17 protein-coding genes are annotated in these 18761 nt (G+C 31.0%); 7 read left to right on the top strand and 10 right to left on the bottom strand.

Translation table 11 applies throughout. The features are described from left to right. Positions 1-4: 4 nt before the first annotated feature. The 3 genes from DUT90_RS12265 (at position 5) to DUT90_RS12255 (ending at position 2439) form a co-directional block, all read left to right on the top strand. Positions 5-745 carry a carbonic anhydrase family protein gene (locus DUT90_RS12265; RefSeq protein WP_114427470.1) on the top strand — a complete coding sequence of 247 codons (741 nt, stop codon included), beginning with the start codon at positions 5-7 and terminating at the stop codon, positions 743-745. Positions 746-832: 87 nt separating this feature from the next. After that, positions 833-2044, top strand: a complete 1212-nt coding sequence (gene hflX, locus DUT90_RS12260; protein WP_114427469.1) for a GTPase HflX — start codon at positions 833-835, stop codon at positions 2042-2044. Between the two features lie 17 nt (positions 2045-2061). Next, positions 2062-2439 carry a VOC family protein gene (locus DUT90_RS12255; protein ID WP_114427468.1) on the top strand — a complete coding sequence of 126 codons (378 nt, stop codon included), beginning with the start codon at positions 2062-2064 and terminating at the stop codon, positions 2437-2439. Between the two features lie 37 nt (positions 2440-2476). On the opposite strand, the gene DUT90_RS12250 is transcribed toward DUT90_RS12255, so the two are convergent. The 6 genes from DUT90_RS12250 to DUT90_RS12225 all read right to left on the bottom strand — a co-directional run bounded on the left by DUT90_RS12250 (position 2477) and on the right by DUT90_RS12225 (position 6890). After that, positions 2477-3589, bottom strand: coding sequence for a CNNM domain-containing protein (locus DUT90_RS12250; protein WP_114427467.1), 1113 nt, complete (start codon positions 3587-3589; stop codon positions 2477-2479). 82 nt (positions 3590-3671) lie between these two features. Next, a complete protein-coding gene (locus DUT90_RS12245) occupies positions 3672-4574 on the bottom strand; it encodes a DUF3078 domain-containing protein (protein ID WP_114427466.1) in 903 nt (300 codons plus the stop codon). A gap of 64 nt (positions 4575-4638) precedes the next feature. Beyond that, on the bottom strand, positions 4639-5511 hold the full coding sequence (locus tag DUT90_RS12240; protein WP_114427465.1) for a DUF3078 domain-containing protein: 873 nt from the start codon (positions 5509-5511) through the stop codon (positions 4639-4641). 51 nt (positions 5512-5562) lie between these two features. Beyond that, on the bottom strand, positions 5563-6072 hold the full coding sequence (locus DUT90_RS12235; protein ID WP_114427464.1) for a DUF2480 family protein: 510 nt from the start codon (positions 6070-6072) through the stop codon (positions 5563-5565). A 61-nt stretch (positions 6073-6133) separates the two neighbouring features. Beyond that, positions 6134-6454, bottom strand: coding sequence for a DUF59 domain-containing protein (locus DUT90_RS12230; RefSeq protein ID WP_114427463.1), 321 nt, complete (start codon positions 6452-6454; stop codon positions 6134-6136). Between the two features lie 16 nt (positions 6455-6470). After that, positions 6471-6890: a SufE family protein gene (locus DUT90_RS12225; RefSeq protein WP_114427462.1), complete on the bottom strand. Its 420-nt coding sequence runs from the start codon at positions 6888-6890 to the stop codon at positions 6471-6473. 132 nt (positions 6891-7022) lie between these two features. On the opposite strand from DUT90_RS12225, the gene DUT90_RS12220 reads away from it, so the two are divergent. From DUT90_RS12220 to DUT90_RS12210, 3 genes are all read left to right on the top strand, one after another. Then, positions 7023-7949 (top strand): PfkB family carbohydrate kinase, encoded by a 927-nt coding sequence (locus DUT90_RS12220; RefSeq protein WP_114427678.1) that lies wholly within the window; start codon positions 7023-7025, stop codon positions 7947-7949. 66 nt (positions 7950-8015) lie between these two features. Further along, positions 8016-9914 (top strand): amidophosphoribosyltransferase, encoded by a 1899-nt coding sequence (locus DUT90_RS12215; RefSeq protein ID WP_114427461.1) that lies wholly within the window; start codon positions 8016-8018, stop codon positions 9912-9914. 172 nt (positions 9915-10086) lie between these two features. After that, on the top strand, positions 10087-12573 hold the full coding sequence (locus tag DUT90_RS12210) for a zinc-dependent metalloprotease (protein ID WP_114427460.1): 2487 nt from the start codon (positions 10087-10089) through the stop codon (positions 12571-12573). Between the two features lie 64 nt (positions 12574-12637). Here DUT90_RS12210 and DUT90_RS12205 read toward each other — a convergent pair whose 3' ends face one another. Then, positions 12638-14275: a mechanosensitive ion channel family protein gene (locus tag DUT90_RS12205; protein ID WP_114427459.1), complete on the bottom strand. Its 1638-nt coding sequence runs from the start codon at positions 14273-14275 to the stop codon at positions 12638-12640. Between the two features lie 445 nt (positions 14276-14720). On the opposite strand from DUT90_RS12205, the gene DUT90_RS12200 reads away from it, so the two are divergent. After that, positions 14721-15191, top strand: coding sequence for a hypothetical protein (locus tag DUT90_RS12200; protein WP_114427458.1), 471 nt, complete (start codon positions 14721-14723; stop codon positions 15189-15191). A 59-nt stretch (positions 15192-15250) separates the two neighbouring features. On the opposite strand, the gene DUT90_RS12195 is transcribed toward DUT90_RS12200, so the two are convergent. Genes DUT90_RS12195 through DUT90_RS12185 form a run of 3 tightly spaced genes read right to left on the bottom strand, consistent with a single transcriptional unit; the run spans position 15251 to position 18742 of the window. Next, positions 15251-15766 carry a gamma carbonic anhydrase family protein gene (locus DUT90_RS12195; protein ID WP_114427457.1) on the bottom strand — a complete coding sequence of 172 codons (516 nt, stop codon included), beginning with the start codon at positions 15764-15766 and terminating at the stop codon, positions 15251-15253. A gap of 23 nt (positions 15767-15789) precedes the next feature. Next, a complete protein-coding gene (locus DUT90_RS12190; protein ID WP_114427456.1) occupies positions 15790-16521 on the bottom strand; it encodes a LytTR family DNA-binding domain-containing protein in 732 nt (243 codons plus the stop codon). A 1-nt stretch (position 16522) separates the two neighbouring features. Beyond that, on the bottom strand, positions 16523-18742 hold the full coding sequence (locus DUT90_RS12185; protein ID WP_258848559.1) for a histidine kinase: 2220 nt from the start codon (positions 18740-18742) through the stop codon (positions 16523-16525). Positions 18743-18761: the final 19 nt, after the last annotated feature.

The following is an 18761-nucleotide window of genomic DNA, read 5'->3' as shown; positions in this document are numbered from 1 at the left end:
ATTTATGAAAAACATCATCAAACATCTTGGAATTATAATAGTATCACTATCAGTTTTATCTTGTGCTAAAGATAAATCTACCGAAGTAGAACTTATTAAACAAACACCAGTAAAAAGTATATTAACCGCTAAGGAACAAGAAAAAATGACTCCTGAAGAAATTATAGGTAGACTCAAAAAAGGGAATGAAAATTTTGTGAGTAACAACTTAACCCAAAGAGATAATTCTTCTCAAAGAAGATTAGCAATGATAGGGCAATACCCAAAGGCTATTGTGCTCTCTTGTGTAGATAGTAGAGTTCCTGTAGAGGATGTTTTTGATTTGGGTATTGGAGATATTTTTGTTGCTAGAGTTGCAGGTAATATAGAAAACAAAGACATTGTAGGCTCTATGGAGTTTGCTACGGCTGTAGCGGGTTCTAAAGTGGTTATTGTTATGGGGCATACTTCATGTGGTGCAGTAAAGCACGCCATAGATAATACAGATGCCGCTTCTATGCAAATGAATGCCTTACAAAGCTTATTAAATGAAATTAAGCCTTCTATGAAAGAGGTAAAAGTGACTGGAGAAATTTCTTCTAAAAATATTGAATTTACAAATAATGTAATTCATAACAATGCCTTAAAAACCGTAGAAGATATTAGAATAGCATCTCCTAAAATGGCAAGTTTAGAAAAAGATGGTAAAATAAAAATAGTTGCAGCAGTTTACAATATGGAAACTGGTAAAGTAGCATTTTTATAAAATTGTTTTAATTTAGTTTTGATTTGAGAAAAGTTGGTGTCAAAAAAATAGTTTTGATGCCAACTTTCTTTTTTACCTTTGTGTTATATGATAGATCAAAAAGAAGCAAAATCTGAAAAAGTTGTTTTAATAGGAATAATAACTCAACAACAAGATGAAGCAAAGTCTGAAGAATATTTAGACGAGTTAGATTTTTTAACACAAACTGCAGGAGGTGTTCCTGTAAAACGTTTTGTACAAAAATTAGACAGACCCAACCCTAAAACCTTTTTAGGAACAGGAAAACTAGATGAAGTAAGCGGATACATCAAAACACATGATATTGGTACTGCTATTTTTGATGACGAGTTATCTCCCGCTCAATTAAGAAATATTGAAAAAATTCTTGACTGCAAAATCTTAGACAGAACCAATTTAATCTTAGATATTTTTGCACAAAGAGCACAAACAAGTTCTGCCAAAACTCAGGTAGAGTTGGCTCAAAGCGAATATTTATTACCACGTTTAACTAGATTATGGACACACCTAGATAAACAAAAAGGAGGTATTGGTATGCGTGGACCCGGAGAAACAGAGATAGAAACAGACAGACGTATTATTAGAGATAAAATTGCGCTATTAAAAAATCGATTAAAAACAATTGATAAACAAATGGCGGTCCAACGCAAAAACCGTGGTAAAATGGTACGCGTTGCTTTGGTAGGTTATACCAACGTTGGTAAGTCTACGTTGATGAATGTAATCAGTAAAAGTGATGTATTTGCAGAAAATAAGCTATTTGCTACGCTCGATACCACCGTGCGTAAAGTAGTGATTAAAAATATTCCGTTTCTAATGACAGATACCGTTGGTTTTATTAGAAAACTACCAACACAATTGGTAGAATCTTTTAAATCTACCTTAGACGAGGTTCGAGAAGCTGATTTATTATTACATGTTGTAGATATTTCTCATCCTAATTTTGAAGATCATATTGCCTCTGTAAATACGATTTTAACTGATATTAAATGTGATGACAAACCTACCTTAATGGTTTTTAATAAAATTGATGCTTATCAGCATGAAACAATAGACGATGATGATTTGACTACCGAAAAAGGAAAAGAACATTACACTTTACAAGACTGGAAAAAAACTTGGATGAATGACTACGATGTAGCTTCTATTTTTATTTCTGCACTTAACAAAGAAAACTTAGAGGATTTTAAAGAAAAAACTTACGAAGAAGTCAAAAAAATACATATTCAGCGTTTTCCGTATAATGACTTTCTGTATTATGAATATAAAGAAGAAGAATAAATAACTTGTAAAAATTAATGAACCTAAACCAGATAACAGTTCCTGTATTAGATATATCAAAATCAATTCTTTTTTATGAAAATTTAGGTCTTAGGTTAATTGTTAAAGCACTACCTCATTATGCTAGATTTGAGTGTCCTGACGGAAACTCCACGTTTTCCATTCATCTCACAAAAGAATTACCAGCAGGAGAAGGAATTTACGTATACTTTGAATGCGAGAATCTTGATGAACAAGTTGAAAAAATCAAAAGTAAAGGAATCGTTTTTGATCAAGAACCTACAGATAAAAGTTGGCTATGGAGAGAGGCAAGACTCAAAGATCTTGATGGAAATCAACTGATATTGTTTTACGCAGGAAAAAATAGACTAAATCCGCCTTGGCGGATCACATAAGTTGTAAAAATATTTGATTTAAAATAATCAAAAACACCTACTCTTTACCATCTTCAATAATTCCCATTTTTTTTGCCCGAGATTCCCATGATTTTCTGGCATACAATTGCAAATCAGCTATAGTATCAGATTCGTCCATAATTTCTAAACCTAATAAAGTTTCTATAACATCTTCTTGAGAAACAAGACCACTAACAGAGCCATACTCGTCTACTACTAATGCAATATGTTCTCTTTCTTTTATCAATTTATCAAACAAATCTGGTATAGAAAGATCTTTATTGGTAACTAAAATTGTTCTTTTAATGGTTTCTAATTTACTTTCACCTTTACCATCTATAATCGCCTTATACAAATCGTCTTTTAAAAAGTAGCCTGTTATAGCATCTGGATTTTCAGAAAAAACAGGTATCCTAGAAAAACGCAAGGTTTTGTGTGCATTATAAAAATCTTGAATAGTTTCGCTTTCATCTGCTAACTTTAATACAGACCTTGGCGTCATTACGTCATTAACTTGAATTTCTTTAAAACCAATTAAATTGCGAATAACTTTACTTTCATTTTCTTTAAAAACACCTTCTTTTTCTGCCATATCTGCCATCACTAAAAAACTCTCTCTACTCAACACACTACCATGCCCTTTACCTCCTATTAACTTAGTGGTTAATTGTAAAAGCCATAAAATACCTGTAAATTTTAGCGGAAAAATCATTACCTGTAACGCTTTTGAAGTAAAATTTGCTAAGCTTTTCCAGTACGTAGCACCTATTGTTTTAGGAATAATTTCTGAAGCTACTAAAATTAAAATGGTCATAATTGTAGAGACTACACCAACCATAACATCTTCCGTAAATTTTATTCCAAAAATAGTTCTTGATGCACTTCCGTACATTTCTGCATAGGCAACTTTGGCTTGTACACCAACTAGAATTGCACCAACAGTATGTGCTACCGTATTAATTGTTAATATGGCTATTAAAGGCTTATCTACATCTTTTTTTAACGTTTCTAATTGAGTTGCATATTCCAATCCTTCGCTCTTTTTTAAATTGATAAAAGTTGGGGTTATGCTTAATAAAACAGCTTCTAAAATAGAGCACAAAAAAGAGAAGAAAATAGAAATTGTTGCGTAAACGATTAACAGCGTCATTTATATGGTTTTAAAACAAAAATACGCAAAATAAAAAACCCTAAGAATTTCTTCTTAGGGTTTATTCTATAAAATATCTTTATTAGAAACCGTAGCTTAAACCAAGTAACCAAAAAGATTGTAATTTATTATCAGCATCAATCAAAGCAACTCCTTGAGAATTTGCTGCTTCTTGTTGATTATCTCTTAATCCAACTTCTAAACCTAACCCAATACCTTTCCACAATTTATATCCAAAGGAGTTTGTCCAAGTCCAGTTAGATAAATTACTATCTCTATAACTTGCAAACAAAGAAAAATTAGATTTTACAGTAATTTTATAATGTGTTGCTGTATAATCTGCAACTAGCTTTCCTCCTGGAGAAGAAGTAAATACAGTATCTCCTTTACTAAAAATAGTATTGTAGTTTGCAGGATGCATTACCACAACTAATCTACTTGTTGGCGTCCATGTAAAACCAACACCAAAATCTAAAAATCCAGGATTGTTAAAGTTATCTATAATTGTTGTTCTGTATTCTGCTAAAGCAGAAAGTGCCCATTTTTTATTTAAACGTTTACCATACAAAGATGTAAGTGTAAAAACATCTGTAGCTGTTTCAAAACCTTCATCTCCAGAAATTGATTTATCATCTAACTTAACCCAACCTAAATTAATATTTCCTGAATTTCTCCAAAAGAATTTATCTTCTATCAAATTAGCGTATGCATTTACCGTAATTCCTATATTACCTGCATTTGCATCTGGTGCATTTCTAGAAAACCAGTTGTTAAAACCAGAAAAGCTAGCACCAATAGTACCAAAAGCTCCTTTTTTCCAACCTGGAAGAGCGTCAATTTTATTTTGTAAAGCCTTAACTTCTCCTTGTAATTTTGCAATTTCAGCTTTTTTAGGAGCAATTTCTTTTTTCAATTCTTCAGCTGTTTGAGCATTTGCTGAATAGCTGACACATACCAATAGTATTAAGATTGATAGTTTTTTCATTTTGTAATAATTTTTAATTTTTAGCGTGCAAATGTACACTTTTCTTCTTTAGACCTAAAAATTACTAATAAGTCACTTTTTCATGAAAACTATAATTTACGCCAAGACCAAATAGTTGTCTAAATTGAATTTTACTAGAGGCATCATCATCAATAATAGCATGAAAAGTCATGTGCATTTTAATACTTTTATTGACTTTAAAACGGATGTTTGTTTGATAATCTACATCTACATTACCTATTTTGGCAAGATAATCTGTATACATTAATAAAATATTTTCCATTTCTATGTTTTCCATCAAAAGAAACTTGTAATAACCAGATAAATTAAAACCTAAGCCAAAAGCAAGTCGCTCTCCTTCTTCCACTCCAAATTGCCCTGAAAAAAAATCGTTTACAAAAGTGTATCTTGCTGTAGCCGGTGCTATGTTGAGGCTTAAATTATCTGACTTTTTCCATAACATTCCTGGTCCAAAAGTTAAATAAGCTGGCGAGAAAAAGTCTGAAACTAAAACTTTAGGTTCTTTTTTGTAATTAAAACCTTCTGTATATTGAGTTCTAAAATTGGCAATAAAAGAAAAGAACCAGTATTTACCTGTTTTTATTCCTAATAGCGAATTAAATTCGAAACGATCATCAGTTTTTCGGTAACCTTTATCACTTATATGACTCAAACCGTAACCTGTATTAATTCTACTATCCCAGTTTAAATTATTTTTTTTGTAATTAAAGTCGTAATTAACATTTAAGTTACCTGCAACGGTATCTTCTCCTCCAGAAGCCCAGTTAGAAAATGAAGATTGATTGAATATAAAAGCAAATCTTCCATGAATTTTCCATTTTGGTGCTGGTTTTTTGGGTTCCTTTTCTTTTTTTTCTTGTGAAAAAAGAAATGCAGTACTAAGAAAAAGGAAAAAGAGAACTAAAAACCGTCTCATGAAATCTGATTTAATATGCCAAAGTTATCTATATTTATGATACCCTTAAAGTTATTTTTTTGCTTTGTATAAAGGTACTGTAGAGCATGCCTCTCCAAACATAATCGATTTTGCAATCGGTTGTAATTTGGCTATCAGAAAAGCGTAAGCAGAATTTGGTATGGGTTTCTCTGCACATCCTTTTATAATAACAGGCGCATTTGCAAACTGTTTGTAATCTAAAAAACCTAGAAGTTCTTGATAGATGGCTGTTTCTAAAGTTTCTAAATTCCCTATAACCACTTTATTTGCATAAGGAGTTAATTCTGCCGCAACTAACATAAACGCCCAAGAAGGAATAATTGCATCTGCAGAACACGTAACCGCTACAAAAGTATTTTTGTATTGGCTCCAATCATGATTTTTAACAAAAGCCCTAAAATCTCTCTCTTTTAAGATAAGCTCTTGAAACAACCAATCTTTCAAATCAAAAAGAACTCTTTTTCCTTCAGGATAAATCTCTTCTAAATCAAAAGTTTTTAGTGCGCTGTTTGCTACTCTATTTATAATTTCTTCTGCCATTTTTTTAGTTTTCAGAATATTAAAATCATAAAATATTTATGCTTTAACCTAAAATATTAATCTATAACATTCCTAACTCTAACTTTGCTTCTTCACTCATCATTTCTTGCGTCCAGGTAGGATCAAACGTAATTTCTACTTCACATTCGTTAATTTCTTTCAACGTTTTTACCTTATCTTCTACCTCTACAGGCAAGGTTTCTGCTACAGGGCAATTAGGTGACGTTAAAGTCATTAATATTTTTGCATTATTTTCTTCGGATACAAAAACGTCATAAATTAAACCCAACTCATAAATATCTACAGGTATTTCTGGGTCGTAAATGGTTTTTAAAACACGAACTATTTTATCTCCTATCTCTTCTAATTCTTTATCTGTCATTGCTAAAATCTTAGTTTTACAATTTGGTTTGTTGTGCTATTGCATACATTTTAATATGCTTTATCATAGAAACTAATCCGTTTGCTCTTGTAGGAGACAAATGTTCTTTCAATCCAATTTCATCTATAAAATTAGTATTAGCTGCTAAAATATCTGCAGGTTTTTGATTTGAATATACGCGCAACAATAATGCCACAATTCCTTTGGTTAAAATAGCATCACTATCTGCAGAAAACGTAACAACATCATCCTTTAATTCTGAATACAACCATACTTTAGATTGACATCCTTTGATTAAGTTCTCATCAAGCTTATATTGAGTATCTATAATAGGTAAAGATTTACCTAATTCTATGATATATTCGTAACGCTCCATCCAATCATCAAACATAGAAAACTCATCAATAATTTCTTCTTGTATTTCTTTGATAGTCATTTTTTAAACTTATTTTTGCAAAATTACTGATAAAAATTAAGATAAACGTCATTAAGAACAACTTGAAGCAACCTAATTTTATGAAAAAGTAGCTTCTATTTTCTTTTTAAAATGACAAATAGAACACAACATATGAGTAAATTATTAGCAGTAGGTACTGTAGCTTTTGATGCAATTGAAACTCCTTTTGGTAAAACCGATAAAATTCTTGGGGGTTCTGGTACGTTTGTAGGTCTTGCAGCTTCTCAGTTTGGAATAGAAACAGGAGTCGTTTCTGTAGTTGGTGGAGATTTTCCGCAGTCTTATTTAGAGATGATGAATGCTAAAGGGATTAATACCGATGGTATTGAAATCGTAAAAGAAGGAAAAACGTTTTTTTGGAGTGGTAAATATCATAACGATATGAACTCTAGAGACACCTTAATAACTGAATTAAATGTATTAGAAACTTTTGAACCTATAGTTCCTGAAAGTTTTAAAGACGCTGGTATTGTAATGTTAGGTAATTTACACCCGTTAACACAAGCTTCTGTTTTAGATCAAATGAAAGAAGCACCTAAATTAGTAGTTTTAGATACTATGAATTTTTGGATGGATATAGCGCTAAATGATTTACATACCGTTTTGAAAAGAGTTGATGTCATTACAATTAATGATGAGGAGGCTAGACAACTTTCTGGGGAATATTCTTTGGTAAATGCAGCTAAGAAAATTCATGAAATGGGTCCAAAATATGTAGTCATTAAAAAAGGAGAACATGGCGCTTTATTGTTTAATGAAGGTAACATGTTTTTTGCACCAGCTTTACCTTTAGCGGAAGTTTTTGACCCAACAGGTGCAGGAGATACTTTTGCAGGTGGTTTTTGTGGATATTTGGCAAAAACAGAAGATATTTCTTTTGAAAATATGAAAAACGCCATTATTTATGGCTCTAATTTAGCATCTTTCTGTGTAGAAAAATTTGGAACAGAACGCATGCAAGAATTGACAAAACAAGAAGTAAAAAGCAGATTACAAGCTTTTAAAGAATTAACACAATTTGACATAAAAATGTCTTAATTTTAATCCGCAGTTTTTTGCTGCGGATTTTTTATTATAACAACATAACAAAAACTACAAATACCAATGAGTGACGCTATTAAACACGAATGTGGAATTGCACTTGTTCGATTAAAAAAACCGCTACAATTTTATAAAGATAAATACGGTACTGCATTTTATGGTATCAATAAAATGTATTTATTGATGGAAAAACAGCACAATCGTGGTCAAGATGGTGCAGGTTTTGCAAGTGTAAAATTTAATGTAGAACCTGGCACAAGATATGTAAGTAGAGTACGATCTAACAAACCTCAGCCCATACAAGATATTTTTGGGCAAATTAATGAGCGTTTAAATGGTGTTTTAGAACAAAACCCAGATAAAAAAGATGATGTAAAATGGCAAGAAGAAAATATGCCTTACATTGGCAACCTGTTTTTAGGACATGTTAGATACGGTACTTTTGGTAAAAATAGTATAGAGAGTGTACATCCTTTTTTACGTCAAAGTAACTGGAAACATAAAAATTTAATTGTTGCTGGTAATTTTAACATGACCAATTCTAATGAAATTTTACAAGAATTAATTGAGTTAGGGCAGCATCCAAAAGAGTTTACAGATACTGTAACTGTGATGGAAAAAATAGGTCATTTTTTAGAAGACGAGGTTTCTAAATTGTATCAACAGGCAAAGAAAAAAGGGTTTAATAAAAAAGACGCATCACCCTTTATAGAAGAAAATTTAAAACTAAAAAAAGTTTTAAAACGCTCTTCTAAAAGTTGGGACGGTGGGTACGCAATGGCCGGTTTGGTTGGTCATGGAGATGCTTTTGTACTAAGAGATCCTAACGGAATAAGACCTACTTATTTTTATGAAAATGATGAAGTTGTCGTGGTTGCCTCAGAAAGACCTGTGATTCAAACCGTTTTTAATGTTCCTATTAATGAAGTACAAGAACTAGAAAGAGGACATGCGCTTATTATTAAGAAAAGCGGAAAAACATCTATAAAATTAGTAAACGAACCTAGAGAGAAATTATCGTGTTCTTTTGAGCGTATTTACTTTTCTAGAGGAAGTGATGCCGCTATTTATGAAGAACGTAAAAATTTAGGGAAATATGTATTTCCTCAAATTTTGAAGTCAATCGATTCCGATATTTCTAATACTGTTTTTTCCTACATCCCTAATACGGCAGAAACTTCTTTCTATGGAATGACAGAAGCCGCAGAAGATTTGTTAAATGAACAAAAAACCTCTAAAATTCTTGATGGTGGCAAGCAACTTTCTGCTCAAAAAGTAACAGAAATTCTATCAGAAAGACCTCGTTTTGAAAAAATTGCCATTAAAGATGCTAAACTAAGAACATTTATTGCTGATGATAATAGTAGAGACGACCTTGTAGAGCATGTTTATGATGTAACTTACGGTGTTGTAAAACCTACAGACAACCTTGTTATTATTGATGATAGTATTGTACGCGGAACAACATTAAAGAAAAGTATTATTAAAATTTTAGACAGACTAAACCCTAAGAAAATTGTAGTTGTTTCTTCTGCTCCTCAAATTCGTTATCCAGATTGTTACGGAATTGATATGGCAAGAATAGACGCTTTTATTGCTTTTAAAGCGGCTTTAGAATTATTGAAAGAAACCAATCAATATCATATCATTGATGATGTATACAAAAAATGTAAGGCACAAGAATCTAAATCTGATACAGAAATTGTAAACTACGTAAAAGAAGTTTATAGCCCATTTACAGCTGAGGCAATTTCTGATAAAATAGCACAAATGCTAAAGACTGAAGATATCAAAGCAGATGTTGAAGTTATTTATCAATCTATAGAAGGCCTACACAAAGCTTGTCCTGATAACTTAGGAGACTGGTATTTTACAGGTAATTATCCAACACCTGGTGGTATGCGAGTAGTTAACAAAGCCTTTATTAACTTTTATGAAGGAAATGATAAAAGAGCTTATTAAAGTTATACTATTCTAACACTTTTATCTTATAAATTTTATATTTAATTCATTAGTTTTCTCTTAATATGTTAACATTAAGAGAAAACTAAAAGTGCTCTTTAACATATAATTAGGAGCGTCATTTTTTTGGTTTCTGTATTTTCGATGTCTTATATTCAAATTAATTTTAATCATGACAAGAAAATTACTCCCGCAACTTTTAGCAGTTGCTCTAATTGTAGGGTTTTCTTCTGAAGGAAATGCTCAATTCTGGAAGAAAAAAAAGAAAGCTCCTGTACAAACCGCACCTAAACCTAAGCCTAAAAAAGGCGCAATGCAACCTTACAGTAAAGTAGTTACTAAAGACCACACAACTGACAAAGGTTTGTTTAAAGTTCACAAGAAAGACAATAGTTATCTTTTTGAAATTCCAGACTCTCTGTTAAAAAGAGAAATGCTAATGGTTACTAGAATTGCCAAAACTGCAAGTGGTATTGGCTTTGGGGGAGGTAAAACCAATACTCAAGTTTTACGCTGGGAAAAGAAAAATAAACAAATTTTATTAAGAGTAGTATCTCATGATGTTGTTGCAGATACTGTTTTACCAGTTCATGAAGCTGTAGTAAACTCTAATTTAGAACCTATTTTATTTGCGTTTCCTATTAAAGCAATTAGTAAAGATTCTACAGCAACTGTTATAGATGCTACTACTTTATTTACAACAGATGTAAAACCTTTAGGTTTTCCTGGGAGATTGAGAAAGTCTTATCAAGTAACTAGGATGGATAATAGTCGCTCTTATATTGATAGAGTAAGTAGTTATCCTCAAAATATTGAAATTAGGCATGTAAAAACCTATTTCTCTAACAAACCACCATCTAATGCGTCTGTAGGTTCTATTACAGTAGAGATGAGTAATTCAATGGTTTTATTACCAAAAGAACCTATGAAACGTCGTTATTTTGACGAGCGTGTGGGTTGGTTTGCAAGAAGTCAGACAGATTATGGTTTAAAAGCTCAAAAAAGCAAATCTGTTACTTTTTTAGATAGATGGAGATTAGAGGTTAAAGATGAAGATGTTGAAAAATTTAAAAGAGGAGAGTTGGTAGAACCAAAAAAACAAATTGTATACTATATAGATAGAGCTACACCAAAAGAATGGATACCATTTATAAAACAAGGTATTAATGACTGGCAAGTTGCTTTTGAAGCTGCAGGATTTAAAAATGCAATTATCGCTAAAGATCCTCCTTCTAAAGAAGAAGACCCAGATTGGAGTCCAGAAGACGTTCGTTATTCTGTGGTTCGTTATTTAGCTTCTCCAATACCAAATGCAAATGGACCGCATGTTAGCGATCCTAGGTCTGGTGAGATTTTAGAATCAGACATCAACTGGTATCACAACGTAATGACCTTGTTAAAGAACTGGTTTTTTATTCAAACATCAGCTATAAATCCTGATGCCAGAGGTAATGAATTTAAAACTGAAGTTATGGGACGCTTAATTCGTTTTGTATCTTCTCATGAAGTTGGTCATACTTTAGGCTTACCTCACAATATGGGAAGTTCTGTTGCCTATGCTGTAGACTCTTTACGTTCTGCATCATTTACTCAAAAATACGGAACCGCACCTTCTATAATGGATTATGCGCGCTTTAATTATATTGCACAACCAGAAGACAAAGGTGTAGCCTTGATGCCAAACATTGGACCTTATGACAAGTATGCTATCGCTTGGGGGTACAAACCTATTTTAGACAAAAGTGCTAAAGAAGAGAAACCTATTTTAGACCAATGGATTTTAGAAAAAGCAGGCGATCCTATGTATCGTTTTGGACATCAACAAGCAGGTGGTGTTGTAGACCCAAGTTCTCAAACAGAAGATTTAGGTGATGATGCCATGAAAGCTTCTATGTATGGAATTAAAAACTTAAAAAGAATCTTACCAAATTTAGAGAGTTGGACATCTGAGAAAGGCGAGAATTATGATGAGTTAGGGACAATGTACGGACAATTGTTAAGTCAATTTAACAGGTACATGGGACATGTAACTGCTAATATTGGTGGAGTTTATGAATATTACAAAACTTCTGACCAAGAAGGTGCAGTCTATATTCATGTTAATAAAGCAAAACAAAAAGAAGCACTTCAATTTTTGATAGACGAGTTGTTTGAAACTCCAAGCTGGATGCTAGATAAAAACATTTTTAGTAAAATAGAGTTTTCTGGTTCTGTAGAAAGAGTTCGTGGCTTACAAGCGAGAACACTTAATAACATCTTAAATCCAGGAAGAATGGCTCGTATGATAGAAAATCAAACTTTAAACGGTTCTGCTTCTTATTCTTTGGTTAATATGATGAGTGACTTGCGTAAAGGGGTTTGGACTGAAGTTTATAACGGACGTTCTGTAGACACATATAGAAGAAATTTACAAAGAGCGTATTTAGATAGAATGCACTTTTTACTAAATGAAGCATCTGATCAAAGAGGGTTTAATAATGGATACTTTAAAAGAAGTGGAATAACCATAAACCAATCTGATGTTAAATCTGTAGTAAGAGGCGAATTAAAGCGTTTGCAACGAGATGCTAGAAATGCATCAATATCAGGAAACACTTTAAGAAGGTATCACTTACAAGATGTTGTAGATAGAATAGATATGATTTTGGATCCTAAATAATTAGAAATCATTCAATTTAATACTTAAAAAAACCTCATCAATCCTGATGAGGTTTTTTTTATTTTTATTCTTTTAAATTTTCACTTTTAAACTCTTCTACAACGTTGGTTATTGCTTTTGTTATTGCATCTGAATCTGTATTGTATTTTGGTAAGAACCCCTTCTTTTCAGGAAATTGCTCTATAGTAACTGTTGTAGACGGAAAAGCAAAATCTACACCTAAAGCTGCGGCTAACTTTACAATGGCCAAATGCAATCTATGTTTAGAGGCTTGTTCTACATCCCAAGCTAAACTCATAAAAAATACATTTACCATAATTAATAAGGAAGAATCTCCAAATCCTGTAAATTGCACAACAAAAGCATCTTGTCGTATTCCTGGATGCGATTTTATAATTTCTCGAATACCTTTTACAAAGGCTTCTATTAATTCTGGTGGTGTATCATAGCGTAATCCTAAATTAGTATTGTATCGTCTAAACAAACGAACACCACTATTGTTAATTACCATCTCCGAAAGTTTACTATTTGGTATTTGAAATACAGTAGTATCTGCTGCTCTAATTCTTGTTGATCTAAAACCTACCTCTTCTACTGTGCCAACCACTTCTCCTGCAGTAATCCAATCTCCAATATGAAAAGGTTTGTCTAAAAAAATTGCAACTGTACCTATAAAGTTCTTTACCGTGTCTTGAGATGCCAATGCAAAAGCTAATCCTCCTATTGTGGCACCTGCTAAAATAGTTGTAGTGTCTACACCAAATAGATGAAGCATTTTAAAAAATCCTAAAACAACAACAATTCCGGTAAGGAGATTGTTTAAAATAGGTACTAACTGATCATCTAACTTATTGTGGGTTTTAGCTGTAATTTCTGCATAAATTTGCATAACAACCTTTACTAACTTTAAGAAAACATAAATCCAAAAAATAGTTTCAGTAATATTTATACCTAAAAAAACCCATTTATTTATTGCTAAAGAGAATTGTAGTGAAGGAAAAATAACATCTACAAACTTTAAAGAAACCAATAAACTTATAGGATGTGCTAACTTTTTTAAAACTTTATCTACTTCTATATTTGAGTTACTTTTAGTAATGTAATGTTGAATTTTCTGTAAAATTTTAAATGCTATTTTCTTAAAAAGAAAGAAAATAATAACTGATAGCATTAACAAAAGAACAACTGCTAAAAGTTGCCAAATCTCTATTCCAAAAATTTGATTATGACCGTAATCTGGAATGATATTTTGTATTCTTTGCACATACCAAGGAAAAACATCTTTATATATAGCATCTATACTAGCAAGAGTTTCTGAAGAGTAATACCACTTGTTTGCTATTTTTTCTACGTAAATCTGCGGCATTCTTTGCGGAAACAAAACATACCTGTGGTAAGATGAATATCCTATAGTGTCTTTATAATTTGCATTACTAGGTATTTTATTAAAATCTACAAAAAGTCCTTTTCCGTCTAAAACCCGCTTTATTTTTATCACTTTTTCAACGGCTTTATCTTCAGAAAGACCTAACACCGTTTTTGATGCTTTTTTAGGTTGATACGAGTCTTTCTGTAAAAAAAACAAATGTGTATAAACAGTAGCATGTGGGTTAGACAAATCTACTCGAATACTATCTTTTTCATTTACCTGAGCAAAGGTTAACAATGGTAAACAAAGGAAAAGCCACAAATTTTTTTTCATATCAAAAAAGTTATACTGTATTAACAAGTCTTACAAAGTTAAACTATTTCTTTTTTTGAGTGTCTAAGAAATGTAGTTGATAACTACTAAAATTAATTTGGGTTGATTAGTTTGCAAAAAACCCGATTTCTTCAATTGATATCGGGTTTTTATTTACCTAAAAATAAACGTTCATTATAATCTAATTTAATGTGAGTTAGTACTAAGAAAATTTATATCAGTCAGATTGATTTTTGATAGAGAATAGTATAGAAGGCAGCTAAATTTTTAGACAAAGGGTAATTTAGATACAATTTTTTACAAGTTTCATTTCTAAAACCACTCAATTAGACAGCTTTTATAGCATTGCATTTTAAATTGAACTCAGATTATTTTAAAACTCATTAAACCTTTTTATTTTTTGAAGGTCTTAGTATTGAAAATAAATAAAAACAAATTTATACATATGAAAAATTTAGTAAGCATTTTAGTTTTAGTATTTGCTGTAACATTTACCGCAAAAGCACAAAAAAAAGGAAAATACAAAAAACCAGAATTTTCTATTGAACAAAAAGCTGATTTGGCTGTAAAGAAAATGACATTGTCTTTAGACCTATCAGAAAAACAGCAAAACCAAATTAAGCCTCTTATAATGGCTCAAATTACTGGAAGAAAAGCTGCAATGGAAAAAAGAAAAGAGGCTAGAAAAAACGCACAAAAGCCAACTGCTGATGAAATTTATGCAATGAAAAATAAGCATTTAGATAAACAAATTATGATGAAGAATAAGATGAGAGATATCTTAAACAAAGATCAGTTTATAAAGTTTGAAAAAATGCAAGCAAGAAGAAAAATGGCAGGTATGAAAAAGAAGAAAGAAATGATGGCAAAAAAGAAAAAAATGAAAAAGCGTAAAAAAATTGAGGAAGGTAAATAATTATTTAATTTAGTTTTGATAGTAAGCCCAATTTTGAAGTTAGAAATTGGGCTTTATTTTTATTCTTTAAACCAACTAGCATAATTTACATAGTTATTTGCTATTCTATCAATTTCTCCAGAAATGAGTTCTTTAGAAATATCTTTTACTTTTTTTGCTGGTATACCCGCATAAATACTTCCGCTTTCTACCCGTGTATTTTTTGTAACTACTGCGCCTGCTGCAATAATTGTGTTAGATTCTACAATACAATCATCCATAATAATACTGCCCATTCCTACTAAAACGTTATCATGAATTGTACAACCATGAACAATAGCGTTATGCCCAATAGAAACGTTATTACCTATTGTTGTAGGTGATTTTTGATAGGTAGCATGTATTATAGCTCCGTCTTGAATATTTACCTTATTGCCAATTTTAATGTAATGTACGTCTCCACGAATTACAGCATTAAACCAAACACTACATTCTTTACCTAAAGAAACATTACCAACTATGGTTGCGTTTTCTGCAATATAACAATCTTGAGGTATTTCTGGATGTTTACCTTTAACGGCTTTAATTATTTTCATTTCAATATTTTTTAACGTTAGTTTTATTTAAAATAAGACAGTAAATTACTTTTTTGAGATGCAGAAACCAAAATTTCTTTTCCGTTAGAAACTACTACACTTCCTCCTTTACCTTTTTTGTATTTCACAATTGCATTTACATTTACCAAGTACGATTTATGAATTCTAGCAAATGTATATTCACTCAATACTTTTTCAAAGTACTTTAATGTTTTACTCACCAACTTTTTTGAATTGGCTAAATGAATTTCTGTATAATTATCATCTGCTTTACAAAAAACAATATCACTTATAGCTATTACTTCAAAACCGTTTTGTTTTGGTATGGTTATTTTACCTTCTGCAGATTTTACTTTTGGAGTTATAATTTGGTCTTGTAATTTAAATTCTTTTTCTTTTACTTGCGTAACAAAATGTACTGCCTTTATCAATTGGTCAATAGAAATAGGTTTTAGCAAATAATAACTTGCATGATTGTTTAAGGCTTCTATCGCATAATGATCATAAGCGGTAACAAACACAGTTTCAAAGGTTCTATTTTCTACTTTTTCTAGCAAATCAAAAGCATTTCCAAAAGGCATTTCTACATCTAAAAACACCAAATCTAACGTATGTTTTTGAATTAACTTATAAGCATCCTCTATATTGTCTGCTTCGGCAACCAAGTTAACATTTAGGCAATATTTACCAATATAATTGCGTAAAATATCTCTACTAATTTTTTCGTCTTCTACTATAATTGCATTTAATTTCATACTAGTTCTTTTTCAGTAATAATGCTACTTTTGTACCTTCTTCGTTTTCAAAAAGATTAGAAACATTTACAGTAATGCGCTCTTTGTACATGTTGTTTAAAATGGCTATTCTGTTTTGTATGGTACTCATTCCTTTTGACTTTTGTTTTAACTGATTTTTGGTTTTTATTTCTTGAGACTTTTTTCTTCCGATACCGTCATCTTCAATCAGAATTGACAAGGTTTCTTTATCTTTTTGAAAAATAGAAATATTTAATCGTCCTTTTTCTTTCTTGTATCTTAATCCATGCCAAATTGCATTTTCTATATAAGGCTGCAATAACATTGGAGGAATGGAAAATTCTTCTAGTTGTATGGTTCTATCTACTATAATTGAGTATTCAAACTTATCTTTAAAACGATTGTGCTCTAGCTTTACGTACAATTCAATCAACTCAACTTCTTTTGTAAGCGGTATAAAATCTTCATCAGAGTTCTCTAAAACAGAACGCATTAACAGAGAAAATTCAGAGAGGTATCTGTTTGCACTCCGTTCATCATTTTCTGCTATAAAACTATTTACAGAATTTAACGCGTTGAAAATAAAATGAGGATTCATCTGAGATCGCATAGACTTTAGTGCTAATAAGTTATTTGCAATTTTTTGTTGTTTTATGTTTTTAAACATAAAATAAACCAGTAAAGACATCAATACAAAACCACCGAATAAAGAATAAATGATAGTTAATTGCTTTTGGCTACTTTGTTCTGATAGTTTTTGGTTTGTATAGGCTAAGTTAATTCTACTTTCTGCCAACTCTTTATCTTTTTCTAAACTTGCTATCCTATTTTGATTGTTTGCAATAGTTTTAGATAACCTTGTAGCTTGATAAATTTCTTGTTCTTTTTTTATGTAAGATTTGTCTACTAATTTTACGTAATCTTGATAACTTTTTAAAGCACTATCATAATCTCCTACTGCTGCATATACCTCAGATAATTTTCTAGTGGCTACTTTTTCTACAATAATATCTTCTTTTTCATCTGCATCTTTAATACTTTGTTTTAAGTAAGGGATAGCCTCTTTATAGGCTTCTTTAGAAATATAAGCGTTTCCTATTTTATAGTTTATTTTTTGAGAGGTGATAGAATCTTTATGAACCGATACATTTTTGCTACTTTTTTGAGTTGCTGCTTTTTTTAAACTTTCTTTTCTAAGTTTTATCTCATCATCATAACGTTGGTTTTGATTCAAAAAATCTGCTACTTTTTCTTCTTCTTTTAAAACACGATTTACACTTTCTTTGGCAGCAAAGTTTAATGCACTTTTAAAGGTAGCTTTGGCTTTAGCTACATTACCTTCTGCAACAAAAACATCTGCAGTTTTAGAATTTAAGTCTGTAATTTTAGAAGTTATTCCATTTTTTTTTGCAATCTTTAGAGCTTCTCTATAATAGTTTTTTGATTTTACATATTTTTTTGTTTTTAAATTTACATCACCTAAACCTTCTAAAACATCTATTTTTTCAAAATCGGTAAGCTTATCGTTTACTATGTTTTCTAAAATTTGTTGGCTATATTCTAAATTATTTGCTAAAAATGCTGCTTGAGCTAACAAAATTTTAGTTGTAGCACTAGGTTGTATTTGGTTAGATAATTTGTAATTGTAAATTGCCAGATCATATTGTTTCCAAAACAAATAAATATCTGCTAAGGTTTTGTAGGTCTTGGCATTTTTAGAAGTTGATGGTTTTGTTCTTAAAATTTTTTCTATAAAAGTTAGACTTTTATCAATATCTTTCTTCTTATAAAATTTTGCAGAATCTAAAAATTGATGGTACAAATCTGAGGTTTCAACTCTTTTTCTTTTTGAAGAATAAAGTTCTTCATTTTCATCATTTAAGGGCGTATAATCTTCAACTAAGATTTTGATCTCTTCATCAGATTGTATTCTATAATAAACGGTTTCGAAATCTGAATGAGAGATACGTAACTCATCTCCAACCTTAGCCTTTACCAAATAATGGTTATCAATTAACCTGTACCTATAATATCTCCCTTCTACAAATACTTCTGCATCTTTTATACGTTTTCCTGTATTTTTTGCCTCTACAACTACCTTAACATCAAAATATTGTAATGATGCATTTGTCGTGTTTTCTTGTGCTGAAACAAGTAATACACAGAAAAAACAAAAATATATTATGCTTTTTTTTAGATTCATAATAGTGTAAACATACATACTTAAATGCTTTTAAAAA

It is taken from the genome of Polaribacter sp. WD7, from assembly GCF_003335085.1.
In the GTDB taxonomy this organism is placed as follows: Bacteria; Bacteroidota; Bacteroidia; order Flavobacteriales; family Flavobacteriaceae; genus Polaribacter.
The sequence above is the reverse complement of the archived record's forward strand: the minus strand, read 5'-3'. Positions and strand labels throughout refer to the sequence as shown.

Bases quoted from the DNA above. Each gene is read 5' to 3' on its own strand.
- DUT90_RS12235 (WP_114427464.1), bottom strand. From the start codon at position 6,072: ATGGCAGAAGAAATTATAAATAGAGTAGCAAACAGCGCACTAAAAACT.
- DUT90_RS12245 (WP_114427466.1), bottom strand. From the start codon at position 4,574: ATGAAAAAACTATCAATCTTAATACTATTGGTATGTGTCAGCTATTCA.
- DUT90_RS12195 (WP_114427457.1), bottom strand. From the start codon at position 15,766: ATGAAAATAATTAAAGCCGTTAAAGGTAAACATCCAGAAATACCTCAA.
- hflX (WP_114427469.1), top strand. From the start codon at position 833: ATGATAGATCAAAAAGAAGCAAAATCTGAAAAAGTTGTTTTAATAGGA.
- DUT90_RS12210 (WP_114427460.1), top strand. From the start codon at position 10,087: ATGACAAGAAAATTACTCCCGCAACTTTTAGCAGTTGCTCTAATTGTA.
- DUT90_RS12185 (WP_258848559.1), bottom strand. From the start codon at position 18,742: ATGTATGTTTACACTATTATGAATCTAAAAAAAAGCATAATATATTTT.
- DUT90_RS12265 (WP_114427470.1), top strand. From the start codon at position 5: ATGAAAAACATCATCAAACATCTTGGAATTATAATAGTATCACTATCA.
- DUT90_RS12255 (WP_114427468.1), top strand. From the start codon at position 2,062: ATGAACCTAAACCAGATAACAGTTCCTGTATTAGATATATCAAAATCA.
- DUT90_RS12220 (WP_114427678.1), top strand. From the start codon at position 7,023: ATGAGTAAATTATTAGCAGTAGGTACTGTAGCTTTTGATGCAATTGAA.
- DUT90_RS12190 (WP_114427456.1), bottom strand. From the start codon at position 16,521: ATGAAATTAAATGCAATTATAGTAGAAGACGAAAAAATTAGTAGAGAT.
- DUT90_RS12230 (WP_114427463.1), bottom strand. From the start codon at position 6,454: ATGACAGATAAAGAATTAGAAGAGATAGGAGATAAAATAGTTCGTGTT.
- DUT90_RS12240 (WP_114427465.1), bottom strand. From the start codon at position 5,511: ATGAGACGGTTTTTAGTTCTCTTTTTCCTTTTTCTTAGTACTGCATTT.
- DUT90_RS12225 (WP_114427462.1), bottom strand. From the start codon at position 6,890: ATGACTATCAAAGAAATACAAGAAGAAATTATTGATGAGTTTTCTATG.
- DUT90_RS12250 (WP_114427467.1), bottom strand. From the start codon at position 3,589: ATGACGCTGTTAATCGTTTACGCAACAATTTCTATTTTCTTCTCTTTT.
- DUT90_RS12205 (WP_114427459.1), bottom strand. From the start codon at position 14,275: ATGAAAAAAAATTTGTGGCTTTTCCTTTGTTTACCATTGTTAACCTTT.
- DUT90_RS12200 (WP_114427458.1), top strand. From the start codon at position 14,721: ATGAAAAATTTAGTAAGCATTTTAGTTTTAGTATTTGCTGTAACATTT.
- DUT90_RS12215 (WP_114427461.1), top strand. From the start codon at position 8,016: ATGAGTGACGCTATTAAACACGAATGTGGAATTGCACTTGTTCGATTA.